21 protein-coding genes and 2 pseudogenes are annotated in these 23,619 nt (G+C 73.3%); 9 read left to right on the top strand and 14 right to left on the bottom strand.

Features of this window, described 5'->3' with window-relative positions; genetic code table 11:
• Window positions 1-91 precede the first annotated feature (91 nt).
• From ACF9IK_RS28185 to infC, 5 genes are all read right to left on the bottom strand, one after another.
• Window positions 92-1,195 carry a sensor histidine kinase gene (locus tag ACF9IK_RS28185; protein WP_395296889.1) on the bottom strand — a complete coding sequence of 368 codons (1,104 nt, stop codon included), beginning with the start codon at window positions 1,193-1,195 and terminating at the stop codon, window positions 92-94.
• A gap of 181 nt (window positions 1,196-1,376) precedes the next feature.
• Window positions 1,377-2,246, bottom strand: a complete 870-nt coding sequence (locus ACF9IK_RS28180; RefSeq protein ID WP_395296888.1) for a TrmH family RNA methyltransferase — start codon at window positions 2,244-2,246, stop codon at window positions 1,377-1,379.
• Window positions 2,247-2,383: 137 nt separating this feature from the next.
• On the bottom strand, window positions 2,384-2,779 hold the full coding sequence (rplT, locus tag ACF9IK_RS28175) for a 50S ribosomal protein L20 (protein WP_030055649.1): 396 nt from the start codon (window positions 2,777-2,779) through the stop codon (window positions 2,384-2,386).
• Between the two features lie 108 nt (window positions 2,780-2,887).
• Window positions 2,888-3,082, bottom strand: a complete 195-nt coding sequence (gene rpmI, locus ACF9IK_RS28170; RefSeq protein WP_030286227.1) for a 50S ribosomal protein L35 — start codon at window positions 3,080-3,082, stop codon at window positions 2,888-2,890.
• A 140-nt stretch (window positions 3,083-3,222) separates the two neighbouring features.
• Window positions 3,223-3,927 carry a translation initiation factor IF-3 gene (gene infC / locus ACF9IK_RS28165; protein ID WP_395298709.1) on the bottom strand — a complete coding sequence of 235 codons (705 nt, stop codon included), beginning with the start codon at window positions 3,925-3,927 and terminating at the stop codon, window positions 3,223-3,225.
• Window positions 3,928-4,379: 452 nt separating this feature from the next.
• On the opposite strand from infC, the gene ACF9IK_RS28160 reads away from it, so the two are divergent.
• Window positions 4,380-4,757, top strand: coding sequence for a DUF1844 domain-containing protein (locus ACF9IK_RS28160; RefSeq protein WP_395296887.1), 378 nt, complete (start codon window positions 4,380-4,382; stop codon window positions 4,755-4,757).
• Between the two features lie 84 nt (window positions 4,758-4,841).
• Here the strand turns inward: ACF9IK_RS28160 and ACF9IK_RS28155 are convergent, their stop codons facing one another.
• On the bottom strand, window positions 4,842-5,585 hold the full coding sequence (locus ACF9IK_RS28155) for an SseB family protein (RefSeq protein ID WP_395296886.1): 744 nt from the start codon (window positions 5,583-5,585) through the stop codon (window positions 4,842-4,844).
• A 114-nt stretch (window positions 5,586-5,699) separates the two neighbouring features.
• Here ACF9IK_RS28155 and ACF9IK_RS28150 point away from each other — a divergent pair, with 114 nt between their 5' ends.
• From ACF9IK_RS28150 to ACF9IK_RS28140, 3 genes are all read left to right on the top strand, one after another.
• Window positions 5,700-6,926 (top strand): alanine racemase, encoded by a 1,227-nt coding sequence (locus ACF9IK_RS28150; protein ID WP_395298708.1) that lies wholly within the window; start codon window positions 5,700-5,702, stop codon window positions 6,924-6,926.
• A 125-nt stretch (window positions 6,927-7,051) separates the two neighbouring features.
• Window positions 7,052-7,486 (top strand): hypothetical protein, encoded by a 435-nt coding sequence (locus ACF9IK_RS28145; RefSeq protein ID WP_395296885.1) that lies wholly within the window; start codon window positions 7,052-7,054, stop codon window positions 7,484-7,486.
• 254 nt (window positions 7,487-7,740) lie between these two features.
• Entirely contained in the window at window positions 7,741-8,661 is a 921-nt protein-coding gene (locus tag ACF9IK_RS28140) for a lytic polysaccharide monooxygenase auxiliary activity family 9 protein (protein ID WP_395296884.1), read from the top strand.
• Window positions 8,662-8,854: 193 nt separating this feature from the next.
• Here ACF9IK_RS28140 and ACF9IK_RS28135 read toward each other — a convergent pair whose 3' ends face one another.
• From ACF9IK_RS28135 to ACF9IK_RS28125, 3 genes are all read right to left on the bottom strand, one after another.
• On the bottom strand, window positions 8,855-9,964 hold the full coding sequence (locus tag ACF9IK_RS28135; protein ID WP_395296883.1) for a DUF2510 domain-containing protein: 1,110 nt from the start codon (window positions 9,962-9,964) through the stop codon (window positions 8,855-8,857).
• A 101-nt stretch (window positions 9,965-10,065) separates the two neighbouring features.
• On the bottom strand, window positions 10,066-10,920 hold the full coding sequence (locus tag ACF9IK_RS28130) for a 3-oxoacyl-ACP reductase (protein ID WP_395296882.1): 855 nt from the start codon (window positions 10,918-10,920) through the stop codon (window positions 10,066-10,068).
• 73 nt (window positions 10,921-10,993) lie between these two features.
• Window positions 10,994-12,457 (bottom strand): glutamine synthetase family protein, encoded by a 1,464-nt coding sequence (locus ACF9IK_RS28125; protein WP_395296881.1) that lies wholly within the window; start codon window positions 12,455-12,457, stop codon window positions 10,994-10,996.
• A 154-nt stretch (window positions 12,458-12,611) separates the two neighbouring features.
• Between ACF9IK_RS28125 and ACF9IK_RS28120 the strand changes: the two genes are divergently transcribed.
• Window positions 12,612-13,355, top strand: a complete 744-nt coding sequence (locus ACF9IK_RS28120) for a gamma-glutamyl-gamma-aminobutyrate hydrolase family protein (protein WP_395296880.1) — start codon at window positions 12,612-12,614, stop codon at window positions 13,353-13,355.
• Window positions 13,356-13,444: 89 nt separating this feature from the next.
• Here ACF9IK_RS28120 and chrA read toward each other — a convergent pair whose 3' ends face one another.
• Window positions 13,445-14,593, bottom strand: a complete 1,149-nt coding sequence (chrA, locus tag ACF9IK_RS28115) for a chromate efflux transporter (protein ID WP_395296879.1) — start codon at window positions 14,591-14,593, stop codon at window positions 13,445-13,447.
• Window positions 14,594-14,780: 187 nt separating this feature from the next.
• Between chrA and ACF9IK_RS28110 the strand changes: the two genes are divergently transcribed.
• Both ACF9IK_RS28110 and ACF9IK_RS28105 read left to right on the top strand, forming a co-directional pair.
• A complete protein-coding gene (locus tag ACF9IK_RS28110) occupies window positions 14,781-15,884 on the top strand; it encodes a cation diffusion facilitator family transporter (RefSeq protein ID WP_395296878.1) in 1,104 nt (367 codons plus the stop codon).
• 59 nt (window positions 15,885-15,943) lie between these two features.
• Window positions 15,944-16,846, top strand: coding sequence for a 5'-3' exonuclease (locus ACF9IK_RS28105; protein WP_395298707.1), 903 nt, complete (start codon window positions 15,944-15,946; stop codon window positions 16,844-16,846).
• 114 nt (window positions 16,847-16,960) lie between these two features.
• Here the strand turns inward: ACF9IK_RS28105 and ACF9IK_RS28100 are convergent.
• The 3 genes and pseudogenes from ACF9IK_RS28100 to ACF9IK_RS28095 all read right to left on the bottom strand — a co-directional run.
• A pseudogene (locus ACF9IK_RS28100) lies at window positions 16,961-17,600 on the bottom strand (IS3 family transposase); the annotation flags it as partial.
• 39 nt (window positions 17,601-17,639) lie between these two features.
• Window positions 17,640-17,801 (bottom strand): annotated as a pseudogene (locus ACF9IK_RS37080) (transposase); the annotation flags it as partial.
• A 262-nt stretch (window positions 17,802-18,063) separates the two neighbouring features.
• Window positions 18,064-20,919, bottom strand: coding sequence for a DEAD/DEAH box helicase (locus ACF9IK_RS28095; RefSeq protein WP_395298706.1), 2,856 nt, complete (start codon window positions 20,917-20,919; stop codon window positions 18,064-18,066).
• A gap of 269 nt (window positions 20,920-21,188) precedes the next feature.
• Between ACF9IK_RS28095 and ACF9IK_RS28090 the strand changes: the two genes are divergently transcribed.
• Window positions 21,189-21,563, top strand: coding sequence for a hypothetical protein (locus ACF9IK_RS28090; RefSeq protein WP_395296877.1), 375 nt, complete (start codon window positions 21,189-21,191; stop codon window positions 21,561-21,563).
• Window positions 21,564-21,592: 29 nt separating this feature from the next.
• On the top strand, window positions 21,593-21,940 hold the full coding sequence (locus tag ACF9IK_RS28085) for an ArsR/SmtB family transcription factor (RefSeq protein ID WP_395296876.1): 348 nt from the start codon (window positions 21,593-21,595) through the stop codon (window positions 21,938-21,940).
• An 83-nt stretch (window positions 21,941-22,023) separates the two neighbouring features.
• Here ACF9IK_RS28085 and dacB read toward each other — a convergent pair whose 3' ends face one another.
• On the bottom strand, window positions 22,024-23,589 hold the full coding sequence (dacB, locus tag ACF9IK_RS28080; protein ID WP_395296875.1) for a D-alanyl-D-alanine carboxypeptidase/D-alanyl-D-alanine endopeptidase: 1,566 nt from the start codon (window positions 23,587-23,589) through the stop codon (window positions 22,024-22,026).
• Window positions 23,590-23,619: the final 30 nt, after the last annotated feature.

Below are 23,619 nucleotides of genomic sequence, written 5' to 3'. Positions count from 1 at the left end.
GACTCCGGAAGACCGCACGACGGCGGTCGGGCGGTGCTCCGCCCGCCGGTCCCGGGCTCGGCAGCGTGCGCTGCCGGCCGTTCCTGCTCGCTCAGAGCATGAAGTCGGGCACCCCGGCGGGCAGGATAAATCGGAAGCGGGCGCCGCCGCCGGGCGCGCGGTCGACGCGGATCGATCCACCGTGGGCCTCGACGATGCCCTTGACGATGTAGAGACCCAGGCCGGTGCCGCCGCGCTTGGAGCCCCGCCAGAAGCGGGTGAAGACGCGCGGCATCGACTCCTCGGGGATGCCGCTTCCTTCGTCGCTCACGGTGACCGCTGTGCCTTCCACGATGCGGGGTGGGGTGCCGGAACGCTCCCAGACGGGTGCCTCGACGACCTCCTTGGCCGGTGCCACCTCGATCGTGACAGTTCCCTCCCCGTGGCGCACGGCATTTTCCATCAGGTTGGCCAGCACCTGGTCGACCTTGTCCGGGTCGGCCCAGAGCACCGTGAGCGGCTCACCGACCCGGATGTCGAAGCGCTCCTCGGGGATGCCGGTGGCGACCGTGCGCTCCACGTGCCGGCGCACCGCCGCCGCGACGTCGACCACCTGCTTGCGCAGTTCCAGCCGGCCTGCGTCGATCCTGGAGATGTCCAGCAGCTCGGCGATCAGCCGGGTGACCCGGTCGGCGTCCGCGTCGACGGTCTCCAGCATCAGCCGCTTCTGACCGTCGGTGAACCGCTCCCACTTGGCCAGCAGGGTCGCCGTGAACCCCTTGACGCTGGTGAGCGGCGAGCGCAGCTCGTGCGCGACGGTGGCGATCAGCTCGGCGTGGCTGCGCTCGGTGCGCCGCCGCGCCTCGGTGCCGCGCAGCGCGATCACCAGCCGCTCCAGCGGCCCCTGCGGGTACGGGCGGACGTACCGGGCCGACACCAGCACCTCACGGCCGCCCGGCAGCAGCAGGTTGCGCTCCGGCTGGCTGGTGCGGATCGCCAGACCGCCGTACGGGTCGGTCAGCTGCCACCAGCGGCGGCCGTCGAGGTCCTCCAGCGGCAGCGCGTCCGCTAACCGGCTGCCCAGGACGGCCGCCGGGCGGATGCCGGTCAGCCGCGCGGCCGCGCGGTTGAAGCAGACCACCCGGCCCAGCTCGTCGGCGACCACCAGGCCGTCCGGCAGGTCGTCCGGGTCGAGCTCTGGCCCGCTGCCGACCATGGGTGTCCTCCCCGATTACCCACCGTGTCTTTCCCCCCACCGAGGCAGACCCTAGCGTCTCGCAGCCCCCCGCAGTAGGGCCCACGGCGTGGCGAACGCGACTTCCGGGGGCGTCCGGGGCGTGTCCGGCCGCCCCCTTCGGGCCTGCGGCGCGAACGCCCGGACCGGCGCGGGACCGGTCCTACGGCCGCGCCGCGCGGCACCCGCCGGACGAACGCTGCGCCCGGGCGGAGGCGTAGAGGCAGACCGCGGCGGCCGTGGCCAGGTTGAGGCTCTCGGCGTGTCCGTGGATCGGCACGCGCACCACCTCGTCGGCGAGTGCGCGGGTCTCCTCCGGAAGCCCCCACGCCTCGTTGCCGAACACCCAGGCGCCGGGTGCGCCGAGGGTTCCCTCGTCCAGCTCCTGGTCGAGGTCGCGCTCGCCAGCTCCGTCCGCGGCCAGCACCCGTACCCCGGCCTCGCGCAGCCGGGCGACGGCATCCTCGACCGGGACCCCGACGGCGACCGGGAGGTGGAACAGGCTGCCGACCGAGGCCCGGACCGCCTTCGGGTTGTAGAGGTCCACCGAGGCGTCGGTGAGCACCACGGCGTCCGCGCCGGCCGCGTCGGCGGTGCGCAGCACGGTGCCGGCGTTGCCGGGGTCACGGACGTGCGCCAGCACGGCGACCAGCTTGGGCCGGGCCTTCAGCACCTCGTCGAACGGGGTGTCGATGAAGCGGCAGAGCGCCACGATGCCCTGCGGGGTCACGGTGTCGCAGATCTCCGCGATGACCTCGTCGGTGGCGGTGAGCACCGCGATCCCCTCGGCCCGGGCGGCGGCCACGATGCCGGCGTGCCGCTCGGCGGCCTCCGGGGTGGCGTACACCTCGACCACGGCGTGGTCGGCCGAGCCCGGCAGCTTCCCGAACGCGACGGCCTCGCGGACGGCCTGCGGGCCCTCGGCGAGGAAGCGGCGCTCCTTGGTGCGCTGGTTCCGCTTCGCGAGCCGGCGGGCGGCGACGACGCGCGGCGAGCGCAGGGAGGTGAGCAGGGGGGTGTCGGTGCTCTGCATGGTCTCGTCTCTGGGCGGGGTGCCGGGCAACGGGGTGCCGGGGGCGGGAGCCGGGTGCCGGGCGGTTGCCGGGGAAACACACGGACCCGCAGGCAATCCTGCGGGTCCGTGTCAGATCAACTGATCCAGGGAGTGGATCAGGCGGCGTCGGCGGCGGCCTTCGGGGCGTTCACGTCGGCCGGCAGCGCCTTCTGCGCCACCTCGACCAGGGAGGCGAAGGCACCCGGGTCGTTGACGGCGAGGTCGGCCAGCATCTTGCGGTCGATCTCGACGCTCGCGGCCTTCAGACCCTGCACGAAGCGGTTGTAGGTGATGCCGTTGGCACGGGCCGCAGCGTTGATGCGCTGGATCCACAGCTGACGGAAGTCGCCCTTGCGCTTCTTGCGGTCGTTGAAGTTGTAGACCAGCGAGTGGGTGACCTGCTCCTTGGCCTTGCGGTACAGGCGCGAGCGCTGGCCGCGGTAGCCGCTGGCGCGCTCCAGGATGACCCGGCGCTTCTTGTGGGCGTTGACTGCCCGCTTGACGCGTGCCACTTGATTACTCCTTGGGTAGGACCACGGACTACTTCACGCGGTCCGTCATTCGAATGGGTCGGGAAGGATCAGCTGCCCCGCCACGGCTCGCACCGGGCGGGAGGGCGATCACTTGCCGAGAAGCTTCTTGATCTTCTTGGCGTCGGCGGGGGCCATCTCGACGGTGCCGGCCAGCTTGCGGGTCAGCGTCGAGGGCTTGTGCTCCAGGAGGTGGCGGCGGCCGGCGCGCTCGCGCAGCACCTTGCCAGAGCCACTGATCTTGAAGCGCTTGCTGGCGCCACTGTGCGTCTTCTGCTTCGGCATTTCGCCGTATCTCCTCGTCGGTCCGTCCACGCCCGCGCGGTGTTCGCCGCGCGGGCGTGAAGGATGGATCTGCGATGACCGGGCAGGACGCCCCGTCACCTTGGTGGCCGGTCCCCCGGACCGCCCGGGCCCTTACGGGCTCAGGCGTCCTGGGAGGCCTCGGCCGGCTGCTCGACCTCGGCGGCCTCGGCGGCCGGCGCCTCGGGGGCCTCCGTCGCCTCGACGGCCTGCTCGGCCGCGGGCTCCTCGGCGGCGTCCGGGCCGGCGGTCCGGCCCTGGCGCTCCGCCTTGCGGGCGTCGGCGGCGGCGCGGGCCTCGGCCATCGCCTCGGTCTTCTTCTTGTGCGGGCCGAGAACCATGATCATGTTCCGGCCGTCCTGCTTGGCCGAGGACTCCACGAAGCCCAGGTCCTGGACGTCGTTCGCCAGCCGCTGCAGCAGTCGGAAGCCCAGCTCGGGACGGGACTGCTCACGACCGCGGAACATGATCGTGATCTTGACCTTGTCGCCCTGCTTGAGGAACCGGACGACGTGACCCTTCTTGGTGTCATAGTCGTGCGGGTCGATCTTCGGCCGGAGCTTCATCTCCTTGATGACCGTGTGCGCCTGGTTCTTGCGCGCCTCACGGGCCTTCATGGCCGACTCGTACTTGAACTTGCCGTAGTCCATGAGCTTGCACACCGGCGGCCGGGCGGTCGCCGCGACCTCGACCAGGTCGAGGTCGTACTCCTGCGCGAGCTCCAGCGCCTTGGCAAGCGGCACGATGCCGACCTGCTCGCCGCTGGGACCGACGAGTCGCACCTCGGGGACGCGAATCCGGTCGTTGATGCGGGGCTCGGTGCTGATGGGGCCTCCTCGGTTGCACCTTCTGCGATGCGGCCGTCGGACGGCGGTCGCACGTAGTGGACTCGACCACTGGGCGGGGCTTCATTCGTGCTGCGCTGCCTGGCACGGCGGCCTGCACCGCGACACGAAAAAAGCCCCGCTCGGTACAAGCGGGGCTCCACACAACCGGGGGCGGCACCCGGTGAGGGGTGCTGCGGGCGACTCGGCGCTGGGCGCCCGTCGCGGACCGGACCCGTCGACCGCGAAGCCGATCAGGTGGGAGACTTTCGCGGTTGCCCTCTCGGGCCTCCTGGGTGGAGCCTCCACTTGCTGGCCGGGCACCCTCGCAGGCACCTGGCCGGTCAGTCTCGAAGCATACAGGCTCCCCGGGGTCGAACGCCATTCCGCCCCGCCGCGCGCCCCCCTTGTACGCTCCCTGTGTACGGACACCGGCACGACGGAACGAGCCCCCCTTGAGCAGCGAGCCCACCCAGAACCCCGCCGCGGACGACGAGGCCATCGGTTTCGACGACCTCACCCGGGACATCGCCGAGGTCCCGGCCGTCGAGGTGATCACCACCGTCGCGGTGCACCTGATGAGCGCCGCCGCCGTGAAGTGCGGCCTGGCCGAGGGCGGCGAGGCGGACAAGGACCTGGACGAGGCGCGCAAGCTGATCACCGCGCTGGCCGGGCTGGTCACCGCCGGCGCCCCGGAGATCAGCAACTTCCACGCCGCCCCGCTGCGGGACGGCCTGCGCTCGCTCCAGCTGGCCTTCCGCGAGGCCTCCGTCGTCCCGGACGCACCGGGCGCCGGCCCGGGCGAGAAGTTCACCGGCCCGGTCTACGCCTGAGGCCCGCACGTCGGCCGCCCTGGCGCGACCGGCGGCCGCACGGGTGCCCCCGCGGATCACTGATCCGCGGGGGCACCCGTGCGTTCAGCGCCGGTAGAGCGGCTCGCCGGGCAGCTGCGCACCGGCCGGCAGCACGGCCAGGCTCAGACCCCGGTCGAGCCGGACCCGCAGCACCGGATCGGCGGCGACCGCCTGCCCGACCCGCTGGACGGCCGCCTGCAGGCCCGCCTGGTCCAGCTCCGGTTCCAGCACCACCGCGAGCAGCCCGTCGCCGTCCTGGTACGGCGCCAGCAGGCCCGCCACCACCTGCGGCTCGGCCGCCAGCAACGCCCGGACGGCCTCCTGCACGTCGGGGTCGGCCAACGGCGGCAGGTACGGCCGGTTCTCCGCCAGCGCGCGCAGCCTGGCACCGGACAGCTGGTAGGCGACCGGGCCGGCCGGGTCGATCAGCAGGGTGTCGGCACGCTCGGAGAAGGCGACCATCGCGGCCTGCGGCGCGGCCACCGGCGCCGGACGGGCGTCGGCGCGCCAGCGGGCCAGCGTCTCCATCGAGGTGAAGGCCGGCAGGGCGCGGCGGCCGTCGGCGGCCTCGACCACCGGGACGGCCATGTCGCTGGTCTTCTCGTGCTTGTGCCCGTGCTCGTCCACCTCGACCTCCCCGAGGACGGCGACGATCGGGACCATCAGCCGGGTCGGCCTCAGCGCCGCCAGCACCTCCGGTTCGGCGCTTCGGTCCTGCGACCAGCGGTCGAGTGCCGCGGCGAGTGCCGGGTCGGCGGTGCCGTCGTCGCCGGCGAATCCTGGGTCGGGAATGTTCTTGCGCTCCACCCCGCCGACCCTATGCCACGCCCGGCGGCCGCCACACGGACCGAAGGTCCCCAGAAGGTCGCCGCCGACACCTTACCGACCGGTAGTGCGGTGTGGCAGTCTGCGCCCATGGCCATGCTCGAAGCTGCTGCCCGTACCGCCGCCGCCCCCTCGCCGACGGCCGACCGCGCCCGGTACGACCGGGCCACCGCCCACCTGGACGGTCCGGTGGCCGTCGTGGACCTCGCCGCCTTCGACGCCAACGCCGCGGACCTGGTGCGCCGGGCGGCCGGCAAGCCCGTCCGGGTGGCGAGCAAGTCGGTGCGCTGCCGGGCGCTGCTGGAGCGGGCGCTGGCGACGGACGGCTTCGCCGGCGTGATGAGCTTCACCCTGGACGAGTCGATCTGGCTGGCCCGTGCGGGCCTGCGCGACATCCTGCTCGCCTACCCCTCGGCCGACCGGCCCGGCTTCGCGGAACTCACCGCCGACCCCGAGCTCGCGGCCGGCGTCACCGTCCTGCTGGACGACCCGGCCCAGCTCGACCTGATCGACGCGGCCAGGGCCGGCTCCGCAGAGGTCCGGGTCTGCCTGGAGCTGGACACCTCGCTGCACCTGCTCGGCGGGCGGGTGCGGGTCGGAGCCCGGCGCTCGCCGCTGCGCACCCCCGAGGACCTCGCCGCCTTCGCCGAACTGGTCCAGCACCGCCGGGGGTTCCGGGTGGTCGGGCTGATGGCGTACGAGGGCCACGTCGCCGGGGTGGGCGACGACGTGCCCGGCCGGCCGGTCCGCTCGCGGATGATCCGGCTGATGCAGGCGAGGGCCCGGGCCGAGCTGGCCGAGCGGCGCGCCGCCGTGGTGCGCCGGCTGCGACAGGTGGCCGAGCTGGAGTTCGTCAACGGCGGGGGCACCGGCAGCGTCGAGTCCACCGCGGCGGAGCGGGTGGTCACCGAGGTGGCGGCCGGCTCCGGGCTGTACCAGCCCCGGCTGTTCGACAACTACCGGGCGTTCCGGGGCCGCCCGGCCGCGCTCTTCGGGCAGCCGGTGGTGCGCCGCCCCGGGGTCGGCGTGGTCACGGTGCTGGGCGGCGGCTACCCCGCCTCGGGCGCCGCCGGGCAGGACCGCTCGCCGGTGCCGTACCTGCCGCCGGGCCTGCGCTACGACCCGATGGAGGGCGCCGGCGAGGTGCAGACACCGCTGCTCGGCCCGGCCGCCGACGACCTGCTGATCGGCGACCGCGTCTGGTTCCGGCACGCCAAGGCCGGCGAGCTGTGCGAGCGCTTCGCCGAGCTGCACCTGATCGAGGGCGACACGGTGGTGCGCACCGTCCCGACCTACCGGGGCGAGCGGAAGACCTTCCTGTGAGGGCCTCGGGAGCTGCGGCTCGGGCGGCCTGACGGTTCGGCACCTGTGCCGCTTCCGCCCACCACCGCGCCCAGGTGCTCTAGCGTGGTGGGCGAAAGGCTTCGCAACGACCCCGAGGGGGCGCCGTGGAAGGCGAGATCGTGCAGCAGGTGATGGCGTCGGGCGCCACCACGGTGGTCGGACTGATGGCGACCGACGCCTGGACGCAGGTCCGGACGCGGCTGGCGGCGCTGTTCGGAAGGGGTCGCAACACCGAGGAGGTGTCCGCCGAGCTGGAGGAGATCCGGGTCGAGGTGGTGCGGGCCGGCGACGACGCCGAGCTGATCGAGGACAGCACCGCCGAGGTGCGCGGCCGGATCCGCCGGCTGGTCCGGCAGGACCCCGCCACGGCGGCCGAACTCCAGGCGATCCTGGACGAGTTCAGGCCCCACCTGCCCGAGCAGCCGCGGGCCGTGGTGAACAACGCCATCCACGGCGGTTCGTTCGGCGGGGGCATCGTCATCCAGGCGCACACCTCCACGGTGAACGGCGTGCTCCCGCAGGAGCCGAAGCCGCGCTGACCCGCCCGCCGGACGGTCCGGGGGAACCTTAAGCAGGCCCGATGGGAAGCCTAACTCCGGCTTCCCATCGGGCCTTTGTGCTGCGCGTACGACTACTGTCCGTCAGAAAGTACGCCGGTAACGGCTATTGCCAGTTGGTCTAGTCCAATCATACGCTCTGGCCGGGGTCCGCGCGCCGGGTCGGCGGCCCCCGGGCAGGCGTGCCCGTCCCCCCACGTTCTCGGCCCGGCACACGGCCAAGGAGTCCCCACCCCATGTCCATCAAGCGCAATGCCCTGTCCGTCGGCGTGATCGGCGCCGCGGTCCTCGCCGTGGCGGCCACCACCGCCGGCACCGCCGCCGCCCACGGCACCATGACCAACCCGGTCAGCCGGGTCGCCGCCTGCTACGCCGAGGGGCCGGAGAACCCCAAGTCCCAGATCTGCAAGGACCTGGTGGCGATGAGCGGCACCCAGCCGCTGTACGACTGGAACGAGGTCAACATCGCCAACGCGGACGGCCACCACCAGGCGCTGATCCCGGACGGCAAGCTCTGCTCCGCCAACCGCGACAAGTACAAGGCGCTCGACCTCCCCCGCGCCGACTGGCCGGCCACCCCGGTGAGCGCCGGCGCGTTCGACTTCAAGTTCCGTACCACCGCGCCGCACCTCGGCACCCAGACCGTCTACATCACCAAGCAGAGCTGGGACCCGACCCAGCCGCTGAAGTGGTCGGACCTGGACCCGACCCCGGTCGCCCAGGTGCCGGTCACCCGGACCGCCACGGACGGCTACTACAACTACGCCGGCACGTTGCCGCAGCGCACCGGCCGCCAGCTGCTCTACACGATCTGGCAGCGCAGCGACAGCCCCGAGGCCTTCTACAGCTGCTCCGACATCGACTTCGGGAAGACCGCCGTCGCTCAGCCCGCCGGCGCGCTCGCCGCACAGGCGCCGGCCGCGCCGAGCGAGGAGCAGATCACCGCCGGCCTGTCCAAGTCGACCGTGGCCCACCACGGGCACGGCGGCAACGCCAACGAGCCGGCCGGCGCCGTGGTGCCGACCGCCAGCGCCGCCGTCGGCGGCGGCTCGCCCACCGGCCCGCTGCTCCTGGCCGGCGCCGCCGCGATCGGCGTGGGCTGGGCCGGCATGGTGCTCCGGCGCCGTCGCGTCGAGGCTGTTCGACGCGACTCCTGACCGCCGGAGGCCGGGGCCGGACCGAGCACCCACCCCCGTTCGGTCCGGCCCCGGAACGCCCTGCACGACGGCACGACGGCACGACGGCACGCCCCACGGGCCCCACGCGCCCCGCCGGGACCGCGACCGACACCTACGGCGGGCCGCCCGGAGCGCCTCCGGTCGGCCCGCCGTACGTGGGCGGAGCAGCGCGTCAGGTGTTCGACGTCCCGCCGTCCGGGCCGTCGGGAGCGCCAGGGATCGGCGGCAGCTTCCCCTTGTAGTCGGCGACGCCCTTGACGATGGTGTCCATCACGGCGACGTCGGGCGCCTTGTCGGCGATGTCGAAGCCCAGGTGCAGGGAGATCAGCGACTTGCCGTCGGCGGAGGGGAACACGACGGTCTGCACGTAGCCGTCGTTGCCCTTGGCCGCGTCGACCTTCCAGCGGACCAGGTAGCCGTCCCGGCCGTCGACCTTGACGGCCTCCGACTTCAGCTCCTCGTGGGAGTTGATGTCGTTGTAGGAGGCCTTGGCCGCCTTCTCGATGTCGGCCTTGGCGGCCGCCTGGACGTCGGTGCCGGCACCGGTGATCCGGCCGGTGTTGGCCCCGCCGAGTGAGCAGTCGCCGCCGCCCTCGCACTCGTACGAGCCCACCGTCAGCCCGGCGAAGCCGTCCTGCGTGGTACCGCCCTTCCAGCCGGCCGGGACCGGCAGGGTGATCCGGTTCACCAGGTCGGCCGCGGTGCTGCTGTTCCTGCCGTTGCCCCGGCCGCCGTTCCCGTTCCCGTTGCCGCCGTTCCCGTTGCCGCCGTTCCTGCCGTCGCCGTTCCTGCCGTCGCCGTCCGGGCCGCCGAGGTCGGGCAGGCCGCCCCAGGGGCCGTTCCCGCCGTACGGCGGGGCCTTGGGGGCGGCGCGGTGCGTAGCCCGCTTCTCCCCGTGGCCGTCCATGGCGAGGTAGGTGATGCCGGAGCCGACGAGCAGCCCGGCCAGGGCGGCCACGGTGGCCGCGACCACCAGCCGGGACGGCCGGCGCCGCTGCTTCGGCGCCGGCGGCACGGGCGATCCGTAGGCGGTGCCGAACGGGGGCGGCTCTGGGTAGCGGACCGTCGGCCCGCTCTCCAGCACCTCCCCCTCCAGCACCCGGGTGTCGTCGGTCGCGTCCGGCCCCGGAGCCTGCGCCGCCGGGGGCTCCGGCGGCGGGGCGTCCAGGGGTGCGGGCCGGGTGCTGGCCGTCCAGCCCTTGCCGTCCCACCAGCGCTGCGGTCTCGGTTCGCTGGTGTCCTTGGGGTCCGGGTACCACCCGGCGGGAATCTGCTCACTCACACCAGTGAATCTAAAGGCACTCGGATAAACGCGATATCAGCGGAGCACACAATTCCCGGCATTCTCCATGAGATTACGGTGAGAAGCCGCGGGTGCCCCCGTCAGTGCCCTTCTCGGACCGGTGTCACGTACGCTCCCGAGATACCGCCGTCGACCAGGAATTCACTCGCCGTGATGTAGGAGGAGTCGTCGCTGGCCAGGAAGGCGACCGCAGCGGCGACCTCCTCGGGCCGGGCGAAGCGGCCGAGCGGGATGTGCACCAGGCCGCGGGCGGCCCGCTCCGGGTCCGCGGCGATCAGCTCCCGCAGCAGCGGGGTGTCCACCGGCCCGGGCGAGAGCGCGTTGACCCGGATGCCCTCGCGGGCGAACTGCACGCCCAGCTCACGCGACATCGCCAGCACCCCGCCCTTGGAGGCGGTGCAGGAGATCTGCGAGGTGGCCGCGCCCATCCGGGCCACGAGGCCGGCGGTGTTGATGATCGACCCCCGCCCGTGCCGGCGCATGTACGGCAGCGCCGCCTTGCAGCAGAGGTAGACCGAGGTCAGGTCGGCCTCCTGGACCCGCTTCCAGACCTCCAGCCCGGTGGTCAGGATGGAGCCGTCCTCCGGCGGGGAGATGCCAGCGTTGTTGAAGGCGACGTCCACGCTGCCGTACGTCTCGTAGGCCTCGTCGAACAGCGCCTCGACCATGTACGGGTCGGTGACGTCGGTGTGCACGAAGAGCCCGCCGACCTCCTTGGCGGCCGCCGTGCCGGTGGTCTCGTCGAGGTCGGCGCAGACCACCTTGGCGCCCTCGGACGCCAGCCGCCGGGCGGCGGCGAGGCCGATGCCGCTGCCCGCACCGGTGACCACGGCGGTGCGGCCGACCAGGCGGCGGCAGACCGGGCCGCCCCGGTCCCGGGCCGGGGCCTTCTCCCGGGCCGAGGGCTTCACCCGGGCCGGGGGCGTCTCTGTCATGGCCGGCTCCTGCTCCTCGCTCTGCGTGTGACGGCGGGTGACGACGGTCCCGGTCGCGGACCGCGCGCCGGGCTCACATCCGCTCGAAGGAGCGGTAGCGCTCCCAGTCGGTGACGGCGCCGTCGTACGCGGCCTGCTCGACCCGGGCGGTGTGCAGGTAGTGCTCGACCACGTCGGCGCCGAAGGCCTCCCGCGCCAGCTCGCTCCCGGCCCAGAGGTCGGCGGCCTCGCGCAGCGAGCCGGGCACCCGGGCGTACTCGTCGGCCGCGTAGGCGTTGCCGAGACAGGGCGCGGGCAGCTCAAGCTTCTGCTGGAGGCCGTGCAGCCCGGCCGCGATCATGCCGACCACGGCCAGGTACGGGTTGACGTCGCCACCGGGCATCCGGTTCTCCATCCGCAGCCCGGGGCCTCGGCCGACCACGCGGTAGGCGCAGGTGCGGTTGTCCCGGCCCCAGGCGACGGCCGTCGGCGCGAAGGAGCCGGGGCGGAAGCGCTTGTAGGAGTTGATGTTCGGCGCGTAGAGCAGGCTGAACTCGCGCAGCGCGACCAGCTGGCCGGCCAGGAAGTGCCGCATGGTGTCGGTCATCCGGCCGCCGTGGTCGGCGAACGCAGGGGTGCCGCCGGGGCCGGCCGAGCGGTCCCGCAGGTCGCGCAGCGACAGGTGGATGTGGCAGCTGTTGCCCTCGCGCTCGTTGTACTTGGCCATGAAGGTGAGCGCGCAGCCCTGCTGCGCGGCGATCTCCTTCGCCCCGGTCTTGTAGAGGCTGTGCTGGTCGCAGGTGGTGAGCGCGTCGGCGTAGCGGAAGGCGATCTCGTGCTGGCCGAGGTTGCACTCGCCCTTGGCCGACTCGACGACCAGGCCGGCGCCGGCCATCTCCAGGCGGATCCGGGAGAGCAGCGGCTCGACCCGGGCGGTGCCGAGCATGGAGTAGTCGACGTTGTACTGGTTGGCCGGGGTGAGCCCGCGGTAGCCGCCCGACCAGGCCTGCTCGTAGGTGTCGCGGAAGACCAGGAACTCCAGCTCGGTGCCGACGTCGGCGGCGAAGCCGTACTCGGCGAGGCGCTCGATCTGGCGGCGCAGCAGCTGCCGCGGCGCGGCGTCCACCGGGCGGCCGCCGTGCCGGGTCAGGTCGGCGGTGACCTGGGCGGTGCCGGGCTGCCAAGGGGTGAGCCGGAGGGTGGCGAGGTCGGGGCGCATGGCGAAGTCGCCGTACCCGGTCTGCCAGGAGGAGAGGGCGTAGCCGTCCACGGTGTGGAGGTCCACGTCGACGGCGAGCAGGTAGTCGCACGCCTCGGCGCCGTGCTCGGCCACCTCGTCGAGGAAGAACCGGGCGGCGAAGCGCTTGCCCTGGAGCCGCCCCTGCATGTCCGTGAAGGCCAGCGCGACGGTGTGGATCTCGCCGGCGTCGACCAGGGCGCGGAGCTCGTCCAGGGTGAGCGGTGCGCGCCGGGGCGTGCCCGCGGCGTCGCCGGGCACGGTGTCGCCGGGCACGGAGTCGCCGGGCGCAGCGGCACCGGGCACCGTGGCGTCGGGCATGGCGGAACCCCCTCCTCGATCACGCAGCGAGATCAATCGGTCACAGCGAACCGTACGGCCTGCCACCGACAGCACGGAAGAGGGCGGGCGGGTGTGGCGCGCCGAGAGATCTGATTGACGGTGTATCAGGTGGGACGGGAGGAGAATGCCCGCCATGGATCGCAGGCCTTTCATCGGCGTCAGCACCTACCAGGTGGACGCGAGTTGGAGCGACTGGCGTGCCCGCCCGGTGGCACTGGTGCCCGAGCGGTACACCGCCTACGTGCGGGACTCGGGCGGGATCGCGGTGCTGCTGCCGCCGGACGCCCCGGAGCGCGCCCCCGAGGTGCTGGCCCGGCTGGACGCGCTGGTCATCGCGGGCGGGCCGGACATCGACCCGGCGTACTACGGGCAGCCGCCGCACCCGCTGACCGAGGCGAGCTGCCCGGAGCGGGACCACTGGGAGTCGGCGCTCATCCGGGCGGCGCTGGCCGCGGGCATTCCGCTGCTGGGGATCTGCCGCGGCATGCAGGTCCTGAACGTGGTCTGCGGCGGCACGCTGATCCAGCACCTGCCGGACGTGGTCGACCCGGACGTGCACGCCGGCACCCCCGGGACGTACGGCCGGCACGTGGTGCGGCCGGTGCCCGGGACGCTGCTCGGCGGGCTGCTGCCGGAGAGCGAGCTGACGGTGCCGACCTTCCACCACCAGGCGGTGGACCGGCTCGGCGCGGGCCTGCGGGTGAGCGCACACGCACCGGACGGAACGGTGGAGGCGGTGGAGGGGCCCGGCTTCACCCTCGGGGTGCAGTGGCACCCGGAGCAGGGCGACGACCTGCGGGTCATGCAGGCCCTGGTGCGCGCGGCCACGGCGGCCCGCACCGTCCCGCTGGAGGCGGTCGAGTCGGCCCTGGGCTGATCCCGGCCCCCGGGGGCCGCGCCCGCGGGCCGTCCACCGGGACGCCCCCTCCGCGGGCGGGCCGGACCGGCCCTCGGTCCCGGCCGGTCTCAGGAGACCGGCAGCCCGGCGGCCGCGGCGATCACGCCGGCCGCACCGGCCGCGAGCAGGGTGAGCACGACACCCCGGCGGGCCGCGACCAGCCAGAGCAGGGCGGCGGCCAGCACGCCCCACTGCCAGCCCTCCCCCAGGGAGGCGGCCAGCGGCACGGCCGAGCCGGCGACGGCTCCGACCACCGCCGGACCGGCGCCGGTGAGGAAGTCCTGCACCCGCTGGTTCGCCCGCAGCCGGTCGAAGTGACGGGCGCCGAGGACGACGAACAGGAAGGACGGCGCGAAGGCGACCGCCGCCGCCAGCAGTCCGCCGCCGAGCCCCGCCGCCGCGTAGCCGACCGCGGCGACGGTGTGCACCACCGGGCCGGGGGTGACCTGGCCGAGGGCGACGGCGTTGAGGAACTGTCCGTCGGTCATCCAGTGGTAGCGGTGCACCGCGTCGTCCTGCATCAGCGGGATGATCACGAAGCCGCCCCCGTACGAGAGCGCCCCCACCTTGAACGCCACCCAGGCCACCGCACCCAGCCCGCCGAGGACGGGCAGAGCGGGCAGCGCGGCGGCCGCCGGCAGTGCGGCCGACCGGCCGCGGGCCCGGACGGCGGTCTCGGCCAGCCCGGCCGCGACCAGGACCAGGACCAGCCACGGCCCGGTGAGGATCGCGGCGGCCGCGCCGGCCAGCGCGTACCCGGCCCAGCGGGCCCGGGCGATGCGCTCCCTCCCCACCCGGGCGAAGCTGCCGGGGACCAGTGAGGTCGCGGCCTGCACGGCGACCGCCGGGACGGCCGCGCCTGCGCCAGCCGCCGCGCCCAGTACCCAGAGCGGCGGGTCGCCGGCCAGGAACAGCGCCGACAGGGCGAGGATCAGCACCAGTCCGGGCGAGATGAAGCAGGCGCCGCCGACCAGCGCACCGGCGGTGCCGCGCAGCCGCCAGGCGGTGAAGATCGCCAGTTGGGTGGAGGCGGGGCCGGGCAGCAGGTTGGTCGCGGCGATGCCGTCCTCGAACTCGCCGGGCTCCATCCACTTGCGCCGTTCCACGCAGAGCCGGCGCAGCAGCAGGATGTGCGCGGGCGGGCCGCCGAAGCCGAGCAGCCCGATCCGGCCCCACTCCCGGGCGATCTCACCCAGTCCGACCCGCTGTTCCACCACGGCTGCTCCCCAGTTCTACGGCGGCGCGACGATACCGGAGCCAGGTGTCGCGCCGGCAATGACAACGGTCTCCAATGCAGTCTTTGGATCTTCGTTCGATCTGAGGTTCACTTCGGGTGCAGGGCAGTTGCGCCCCTTCCGCGATCCCCGCACGTCCAGACCCCCGCGCGTCCAGGAGAGGACTTCGATGGCCGGGCACGAGCACTCGCACGATGATCATGCGCATGACCAGCAGCACGGGCGCAGCGGCCACGGTCGCGGCGGCCACGGGCATGGTGGCCATGGCGGGCACGGCCACGGGCACGGCGGGCACAGCCACGGCGTCGCCGCCGACGCCGACCGCCGGTGGCTGCTGAGCGCGCTCGCGCTGATCGTGGCGTTCATGGCCGGCGAGGTCGTGGTCGGCTTCGCCGCCCAGTCGCTGGCCCTGATCTCCGACGCCGCGCACATGCTCACCGACGCCGCCTCGATCGTGCTGGCGCTGGTCGCCATGCGGCTCGCCGCGCGCCCGGCCCGCGGCGGCTACACCTACGGCCTCAAGCGCGCCGAGATCCTCTCCGCCCAGGCCAACGGGGTGACGCTGCTGGTGCTCTCGGCCTGGCTCGCCTACGAGGCGGTCACCCGGCTGATCGAGCCGCCGGACGTGACCGGCTCACTGGTGCTGGTCACCGCGCTGGTCGGGATCGCGGTCAACCTGGCCGCCGCCTGGTGCATGTCCAGGGCCAACCGCAGCTCGCTGAACGTCGAGGGCGCCTTCCAGCACGTCGTGACCGACCTCTACGCGTTCATCGCCACCGCCGTGGCCGGCCTGATCATCCTGGTCACCGGCTTCGCCCGGGCCGACGCGATCGCCTCGCTGATCGTGGTGGTGCTGATGCTCAGGGCAGGCGTCGGCCTGGTCCGCGACTCCGGGCGGATCTTCCTGGAGGCGGCGCCGGCCGGCATCGACCCGGACGAGGTGGCGGACCGGCTGGTCTCCCAGCCACTGGTGGAGGAGATCCACGACCTGCACATCTGGGAGATCACCTCGAACCAGCCGGCGCTCTCGGCGCACATCCTGGTGACCCCGGGCGGCGACTGCCACGCCGTCCGGCGCGAGCTCCAGCGCAAGCTGGCCGGCGAGTACGGGATCACCCACAGCACCCTGCAGGTCGACCACGTCGGCGAGGACTCGGCGGGCACCCTGCTGCAGATCACCGCCCCGGAGTTCGCCGCCCCCGCCGGCAAGGGCCCCGACCACTGCGCCGACTCCCACGGCCCCGTCCACCGCGCCGGCCCCCACGAGCACTGAGAACCGGGTGTCCGTCGGCGCGGTGCGGCATGATCTGACTCGTGACCGCACCGCGACTGATGCTGCTCGACTCCGCCAGCCTCTACTTCCGGGCCTACTTCGGCGTGCCGGACACCCTGCGCTCCCCGCAGGGTGAGCCGGTCAACGCCGTCCGGGGCCTGCTCGACTTCATCGCCCGGCTGGTCCACGACCACCGGCCCGACCACCTGGTCGCCTGCATGGACGCCGACTGGCGCCCGCAGTGGCGGGTCGACCTCATCCCCACCTACAAGACGCACCGGGTCGCCGAGGCGGCCGTCGACGGCGAGGAGGAGGTGCCGGACACGCTGGCTCCGCAGGTGCCGGTGATCGAGCAGGTGCTCGACGCGCTCGGCATCGCCCGGGTGGGCTCCCCCGGGTACGAGGCCGACGACGTCATCGGCACCCTCACCGCCCGGGCGACCGGCCCGGTGCAGATCGTCACCGGGGACCGCGACCTCTTCCAGCTGGTGGACGACGCCCGGGCGGTCACCGTGCTCTACCCGGTCAAGGGCATGGGCAACCTGCAGGTCACCGACGACGCGCTGCTGCTGGAGAAGTACGGCGTGCGCGGCACCCAGTACGCCGACATGGCCGCCCTGCGCGGAGACCCGAGCGACGGCCTCCCCGGTGTCAGGGGCATCGGCGAGAAGACGGCCGCCCAGCTGATCAACGAGTACGGCGACCTGCCCGCCATCCGCGCCGCCGCACTGGACATCGGCTCGAAGCTCACCCCGGCCCGCCGCCGCAACATCGTCGAGGGCGCCGCCTACCTGGACGTGGCACCGAAGGTCGTCCGGGTCGCCGACGACGCGCCCCTGCCGCGCTTCGACCCCGCCCTCCCCGCCGAGCCCGCCGACCCGATGCTCCTGGAGGACCTCTCCACCCGCTGGGGCCTCGGTACCTCCCTGGACCGGGTCGTCGAAGCCCTCGCCACCCGCTGAGCCGCGAGCCCGGGCCGGCCGCCCCTCGGATCACCGGCGGCCGGCCCAGACACGTCAGCCGCCGCAGCGCGCACCACTGAGGTGCCCCCCCCCCGGAGTGTGGACACAGGGGTTTCATACCGCGAGGGAGAGTTTAGCCGGAGCGTGGTGCCGCTGTTCGAACTCGATCGGTGGGACGTAGCCGAGCGCGCTGTGACGGCGACGGGTGTTGTAGTAGATGAGCCAGCGGAAGACCTCGAGCCTGGTCCGGGCCACCGTCGTGAGCGGCATCCCGTGCAGCGCCTCGCGCTTGAGGCTCTGCCACAGGCTCTCGGCCAGGGCATTGTCATAGGACGAGCCGACCCGTCCCATCGAGCGGCGGGTCCCGTACCCGTCACAGACCTCGGCGAAGGCCGCCGACGTGTACTGGGCCCCGCGGTCCGCGTGGAAGACCACCCCGGTGACGTCACCGCCCCGGGCCGCGACCGCGGCCTCGAGCGCGTCGATGACCAGCGAGGCTCGCATGTGGGTGGCCATCGACCAGCCCACCACCCGACGCGAGCGGATGTCGATCACGCAGACCAGGAACAGCCACGCGCCGCCGGCCCGGATGTACGTGATGTCGCCGCACCAGCGCTCGTCCAGCCGCTCGGCGGTGAAGTCCCGCTCGATCAAGGTCCGGCACCGGCGGCGCGACCGGATCCGGGACCGTGGTGCGCTTGCGGCGCTGCAGGTGCCGACCGACGATCCGCCGCTCGCGCATCAGCCGGGCCAGCTCCGCCTGCACGTCCTCCGCGTTCCGCCCGGGTCCGCCCGTCGTCTCGGCGTCCGCGGCCCGCACCCACGTGCGCAGTGTTTCCGGGTTGACGTTCCGATCGGCCGCGACGTCCTTGAACGTCCGCCGTCCCGCCGAGGCCCGCCACAACGCCACCGCGTCCGATCGGAACTCCGCACTGTACTTCGATGGCCGTGCCATGTGGATCTTCACCTTCCTGGACCAACAAGATCCATTGTCAGGCGTGTCCACACCGCAGGGGTCACCCAGGCTGGTGCGGCCGACTTCCTGCGCAGCACCCTCGCCGCTTCGTTGGGAACCGAAGCGGCAAGGCGAAGCCGAAGCCGCGCACGGATGGGGGGTGGATGCCGCCAAGGCCGCAGGCCTGGCGGCATCCACCGGGCTGGGCCGGGCGTGGCGGAGGGCCCGTCCTCGGTGAGGACGGGCCCTTCACCGTGTGGGATCAGCCGACGGAGGAGTAGGCGATGATGCCGCGGCGCATGCCGTCGATCGCCTTGCGGGCGGTCTTGCGCAGTTCGGCGTCCTCGCCGGCCGCGTCCTGGATCTGGCCGAGGACGTCGATCAGTTGCTTGGTCCAGCGGACGAAGTCGCCGGCCGGCATGTCGGCGTCGCGCAGCACCTGGTCCAGGTTGTGGCCGAGTGCCCAGCGGTAGGCGACCCAGGCGAAGCCGAGGTCGGGCTCGCGCTGGCCGACGCCCTCGGCGGTGTTGATCCGGTGCTGCTCCTCCAGGGCGTCGAGGTGGCCCCAGATCCGGACCATCTGGCCGAGCGCCTCCTTGGCCCTGCCCTCGGGCACCCGGGGGGCGGCCGCGTCGTCCGACTGCCGGGCCTCGTAGACCAGCGCCGAGGCGCAGGCGGCCAGTTCGGCCGCGGCCAGGCCGTTCCAGACGCCCTCGCGAATGCACTCCGAGGCGAGCAGGTCGAGCTCGCCGTAGAGGCGGCCGAGGCGCTTGCCGTCGTCGGTGACGGTGTCGCCGCGCAGATAGCCGAGGTCGGCGAGCAGGGCGCAGACCCGGTCGAAGGTGCGGGCGATGGTGTGGGTCCGGGAGCGCATCCGGCGCTCCAGCAGCTCGGTGTCGCGGTGCAGCCGGTGGTAGCGCTCGGCCCAGCGGGCGTGGTCCTCGCGCTCGTCGCAGCCGTGGCACGGGTGCTGGCGCAGCTCGACGCGGAGCCGGGTGATCTCCGGGTCGTCGGCCGCGGCCGCGCGGCCGCGCCGGAACCGCTCGGGCTCCAGGTGTCCGGCCTTGGTGCGCAGCGCCGAGGCGAGGTCGCGCCGGGACTGCGGGCTGCGCGGGTTGAAGGACTTCGGGATACGCACCCGCTCGATGGCGGCGACCGGGTGCGGGAAGTCGATCATGGCGAGCCGCTTGACCTGCCGCTCGGCGGTGAGCACCACCGGGCGCGGCCCGTCCTGGTAGTCCGGGTGGCGCGTGCCGACCCGGCCGTTGCGGCTGACCGGCGGCAGGCCCGGGTCGAGGACGAGGGCGAGGCCGGCGAACTTGCCGGTGGGGACGTGGATGACGTCGCCCGGCTTGAGCTGCTCGATGGACTCGACGGCGGCGGCCCGGCGCTGGCTGGTGCCCTCACGGGCGAGCTCGTTCTCGCGGTCCTTGAGCCGGCGCCGCAGCTCCATGTACTCGTCGAAGTCGCCGAGGTGGCAGGTCATCGACGCGCGGTAGCCCTCCAGCCCCTCCTCGTTGCGCTGGACCTGGCGGGCGATGCCGACCACCGAGCGGTCGGCCTGGAACTGCGCGAACGACGTCTCCAGCAGCTCGCGGGAGCGGTGCCGGCCGAACTGCGAGACCAGGTTGACGGCCATGTTGTACGAGGGCCGGAACGAGGACCGCAGCGGGTAGGTACGGGTTCCGGCCAGGCCGGCCAGCGCCTCCGGGTCGAGGCCCCGCTGCCAGAGCACCACGGCGTGGCCCTCGACGTCGATGCCGCGCCGACCGGCCCGGCCGGTGAGCTGGGTGTACTCGCCGGGGGTGATGTCGGCGTGGGTCTCGCCGTTCCACTTGACCAGCTTCTCCATGACCACCGAGCGGGCGGGCATGTTGATCCCGAGCGCGAGGGTCTCGGTCGCGAAGACGGCCTTGACCAGCCCCTTCACGAAGAGCTCCTCGACCACCTCCTTGAAGCGCGGCAGCATGCCGGCGTGGTGGGCGGCGATGCCGCGCTCCAGCCCGTCCAACCACTCGAAGTAGCCGAGGACGTGCAGGTCCTCGTCCGGGATGTCGGCGCAGCGCTCCTCGACGATCGCGCGCACCTTGGCGCGGTCCTCCTCCTTGTTGAGCCTCAGGCCGGAGGAGAGGCACTGCTGGACGGCGGCCTCGCAGCCGGCCCGGCTGAAGATGAAGGTGATCGCGGGCAGCAGGCCCTCGGCGTCCAGGCGGTCGATGACGTCGACCCGGCCCGGCGTCCAGACCCGGCCGGGGCGGCCGTTGGGCATGGAGCGGCCGCGGCCGCGGCCGAACCTGTCGCGCGGGTTGCGGTCCAGCTCGGAGCGGGCCAGCCGGACCAGCTCGGGGTTCACCAGCTTGGCCGGGTTGCGCGGGGCGTCCTTGGGGCGGCCGTCGCGGTCGGGGTTGGCGAACAGGTCGTACATCCGGTTGCCGGCCATCACGTGCTGCCAGAGCGGCACCGGCCGGTGCTCGGAGACGATCACCTTGGTGCCGCCGCGCACGGTGTCCAGCCAGTCGCCGAACTCCTCGGCGTTGGAGACGGTGGCGGAGAGCGAGACCAGGGTGACGGACTCGGGGAGGTGGATGATGACCTCCTCCCAGACGGCGCCGCGGAAGCGGTCGGCGAGGTAGTGCACCTCGTCCATGACCACGTAGCCGAGGCCGTTCAGGGTGCTGGAGCCCGCGTAGAGCATGTTGCGCAGCACCTCGGTGGTCATCACCACCACGGGCGCGTCGCCGTTGACCGTGTTGTCACCGGTCAGCAGGCCGACCTTGGCGGCGCCGTAGCGCTTGACCAGGTCGCCGTACTTCTGGTTGGAGAGCGCCTTGATCGGCGTGGTGTAGAAGCACTTCCGCCCGGCCTGCAGGGCCAGGTGGACGGCGAACTCGCCGACGATGGTCTTGCCGGAGCCGGTCGGGGCGGCGACCAGGACGCCCTCGCCCGCCTCCAGCGCCTGGCAGGCCTCGATCTGGAACTCGTCCAGTGGGAAGTCGTAGAGCTGCTGGAAGCCGTAGAGGGCGGTGGCCTGCTCCTTGGCCCGGCGGCGGAAAGCCGCGTACGCCTCGGCGGGGTTGAGCTCCCGCTCCTCGGGGTGCTCGGGCAGAGGGGTGTTCATCGCCGTCCGGGTGTGGTTGGTGTGATCTCGCATCTCAGCGAGAGGTTACCCGGGAGGACCGACATCGATAGCACCGTTTTCCGCGCCAACGGATCGGTTCTCTCTCATATCCATAGTTGCAAATATCTTCAACCAGTCGCGAAACGGCCAGATTTGATCAACTCCGGTCAAGCTCAGTGGATCGCCGTGCGTTCTCCCTACATTCGGTGCCGAAGCCACCACCCACGGCAGCCGCCGACCTGCGGCGGCCACGACAGGAGGAGAAGACGATGGCGAACCTGGAGACCTCGCTCAAGGAGGCCATGGCGATCGACGGCGCGATCGGCGTCGCGCTGGTCGACTACGGCAGCGGCATGGCGCTCGGCACCCTCGGTGACGGGGGGGAGCTCGACCTGAACGTGGCGGCGGCCGGCAATACCGACGTGGTGCGGGCCAAGATGCGGGCGATGGAACTGCTCAGCCTCCACGACAACGAGATCGAGGACATCCTGGTCACCCTGACCAGCCAGTACCACCTGGTCCGGCCTCTCACCATGCCGAACGGCCGCGGGCTCTTCCTCTTCCTGGCGCTCAACCGCACCCGTTCCAACCTCGCGATGGCCCGGCACCACCTGAAGCGGATCGAGCTCAAGTTGGAGATCTGAACGGACCGGGCACCAGGGAAGGGGACGTCGTGGGGGTCGCGCTGTACCAGGCCAAGGCCGAGTTCTTCCGGATGCTCGGCCACCCGATCCGGATCCGCGTACTGGAGCTGTTACAGGCCGGACCGACGCCGGTCCGCGAACTGCTGGCCGAGCTGGAGATCGAGCCGTCCAGCCTCTCCCAGCAGCTCGCCGTCCTGCGCCGGTCCGGCATCGTCACCGCCACCCGGGAAGGCAGCACGGTGGTGTACGCACTCGCCGGCGGCGAGGTCGCCGACCTGCTCCGGGCCGCCCGGCGGATCCTCACCGAGCTGATCGACGACCGGAACACCCTGCTCGCCGAGCTGCGCGCCGACGCCGACGCCGCCGACCAGCCGTGACGCCGCCGACGGTGCCCCGGCGCTCGCCGGGTACCGGCAGGCGGGTCGGTCAGGTCGGGTCGGCGACCAGGTCCGGTCGCCGATCAGGTCCAGTCCAGGGCCGCCTTCCCGCCGGTCCGGGCGGCCGGACTCAGGGACGGCGGGGACGGCGGGGACGGCGGAGCCCCCGCGGGGCCGCCGGCCAGTCGGACGACGAGCGCGTCGATCACCGGGCGGGGGCTCTCACCGGCGAAGTTGTTGAACAGCACGGTGAAGGCCAGGGTCCGCCCGTCGCCCTCGACGTACCCTGTCAGGGCGTCGACCCCGGTCATCGAGCCGGTCTTCGCGTGCACCCTGCCCTCGGCGGCGGTGCCGACCATCCGACGGGTGAGCGTCCCGCCCACCATCCGGCGCGGGTCGCCGGCCACCGGCAGGGCGTCGTACCAGGTCCGGAACCACGGGCGACCGCGGGCGAATCCCAGCAGGGCCGCGTACCGGCGTGCGGTCATCAGGTTGTGCCGGGACAGGCCCGAGCCGTCGCTCTGCCGGGCGGCGGTCACGTCCAGGCCGTTGCGCGAGAGGAACGCGACGACCTCGGCGAGACCGGCGGACCAGCTGCCGGAGCCGGCCCGGACGAGGCCGATCTCCTTCACCAGGTGTTCGGCGATGCCGTTGTTGCTCAGTTTGAGGAAGGGCACCATCAGCTCGCCGACCGGCGCCGACTCGTGCCGGGCCAGCGTGACGGCATCCGCCGTGGCCGGGCCGGCCGCCACGCCCCCGGCCACCGTGACGCCGTGCCGCTGCAGGGCCGCCGCGAACACCGCGGCGGCCACCGCGGCCGGATCGTCGACGGTGACCCACTCGTCGGCGGGAGCGGCGCCCGCCGGAAGGCTTCCGGCCAGCACGATCTCGTTGCCGCCGAGCCGGCGGGTGACGTCCAGGGCCGGTGCGCCGCCGAGCGGCCCGGTGTCGATCCGGCCCGTCAGCCGGACCGGGGCGTCGGCGGGGGTGAGCCGGACCGCCGCCGGGCGGCCCGGCTCGGCGGCCGGTGTGACGGTCAGCCGGACGGTGCCGGGGTCGTAGTCGGTGTCGGTGGTGAGGGTCAGCGCCGAGATCTGCGGGCTGTAGTAGTACGGCTGGTCGTCCCAGGCCCAGTTCGGGCCGAGCCGGACGTCGTCCCAGCGGGTGGCGTCGGCCCGGACGGCACCGTCGACCTCGCTGACGCCGGCCGCGGCGACCTGGCCGGCCAGCTCGTCCAGGTCGGACGGCAGCAGGCTCGGGTCCCCGCCGCCGCGCAGCACCAGGTCTCCGTCCAGGACGCCGCCGCCGCGTCGGCCGTCGGCCAGCACCTCGGTGGCGAAGCGGTGGTCCGGGCCGAGCAGTTCCAGGGCGGCGGCCGCCGTCACGGTCTTGAGGGTGGAGGCCGGCAGCAGCAGCGCATCGCTCGCGTGCTGGTAGACCACCTCACCGGTGGCGGCGTCGGTGACCTGCACCGACGCCTGGGCACCGGCCAACCGCGGGTCGGTGAGCAGCCGGTCCAGGTCGGCGGCGAGCTGCGTGCCGGCCCGCGCCTCGGCGTTCGGGCGGCCCGACACGGGGCCGGCGACGCACAGCACGGTGAGGAGCGCGGCCAGCGGCACGCACCACCGCCGGACGGGAAGGGAACGCACGGGGCCTCCGTGGGGTGCGGCGACGGACAC

The sequence above is a fragment of the Kitasatospora hibisci genome, assembly GCF_043950205.1.
GTDB lineage: Bacteria > Actinomycetota > Actinomycetes > Streptomycetales > Streptomycetaceae > Kitasatospora > Kitasatospora hibisci.
This window is presented reverse-complemented; position numbering and strand designations above follow the sequence as displayed.

Excerpts from the sequence above, each read along its gene's own strand:
- rpmI (WP_030286227.1), bottom strand. The coding sequence starts at position 3,082 with ATGCCGAAGCAGAAGACGCACAGTGGCGCCAGCAAGCGCTTCAAGATC.
- ACF9IK_RS28150 (WP_395298708.1), top strand. The coding sequence starts at position 5,700 with ATGCTCGAAGCTGCTGCCCGTACCGCCGCCGCCCCCTCGCCGACGGCC.
- ACF9IK_RS28130 (WP_395296882.1), bottom strand. The coding sequence starts at position 10,920 with ATGACAGAGACGCCCCCGGCCCGGGTGAAGCCCTCGGCCCGGGAGAAG.
- ACF9IK_RS28110 (WP_395296878.1), top strand. The coding sequence starts at position 14,781 with ATGGCCGGGCACGAGCACTCGCACGATGATCATGCGCATGACCAGCAG.
- ACF9IK_RS28125 (WP_395296881.1), bottom strand. The coding sequence starts at position 12,457 with ATGCCCGACGCCACGGTGCCCGGTGCCGCTGCGCCCGGCGACTCCGTG.
- ACF9IK_RS28180 (WP_395296888.1), bottom strand. The coding sequence starts at position 2,246 with ATGCAGAGCACCGACACCCCCCTGCTCACCTCCCTGCGCTCGCCGCGC.
- ACF9IK_RS28090 (WP_395296877.1), top strand. The coding sequence starts at position 21,189 with ATGGCGAACCTGGAGACCTCGCTCAAGGAGGCCATGGCGATCGACGGC.
- ACF9IK_RS28185 (WP_395296889.1), bottom strand. The coding sequence starts at position 1,195 with ATGGTCGGCAGCGGGCCAGAGCTCGACCCGGACGACCTGCCGGACGGC.
- ACF9IK_RS28095 (WP_395298706.1), bottom strand. The coding sequence starts at position 20,919 with ATGAACACCCCTCTGCCCGAGCACCCCGAGGAGCGGGAGCTCAACCCC.
- ACF9IK_RS28140 (WP_395296884.1), top strand. The coding sequence starts at position 7,741 with ATGTCCATCAAGCGCAATGCCCTGTCCGTCGGCGTGATCGGCGCCGCG.
- ACF9IK_RS28105 (WP_395298707.1), top strand. The coding sequence starts at position 15,944 with ATGCTGCTCGACTCCGCCAGCCTCTACTTCCGGGCCTACTTCGGCGTG.
- ACF9IK_RS28120 (WP_395296880.1), top strand. The coding sequence starts at position 12,612 with ATGGATCGCAGGCCTTTCATCGGCGTCAGCACCTACCAGGTGGACGCG.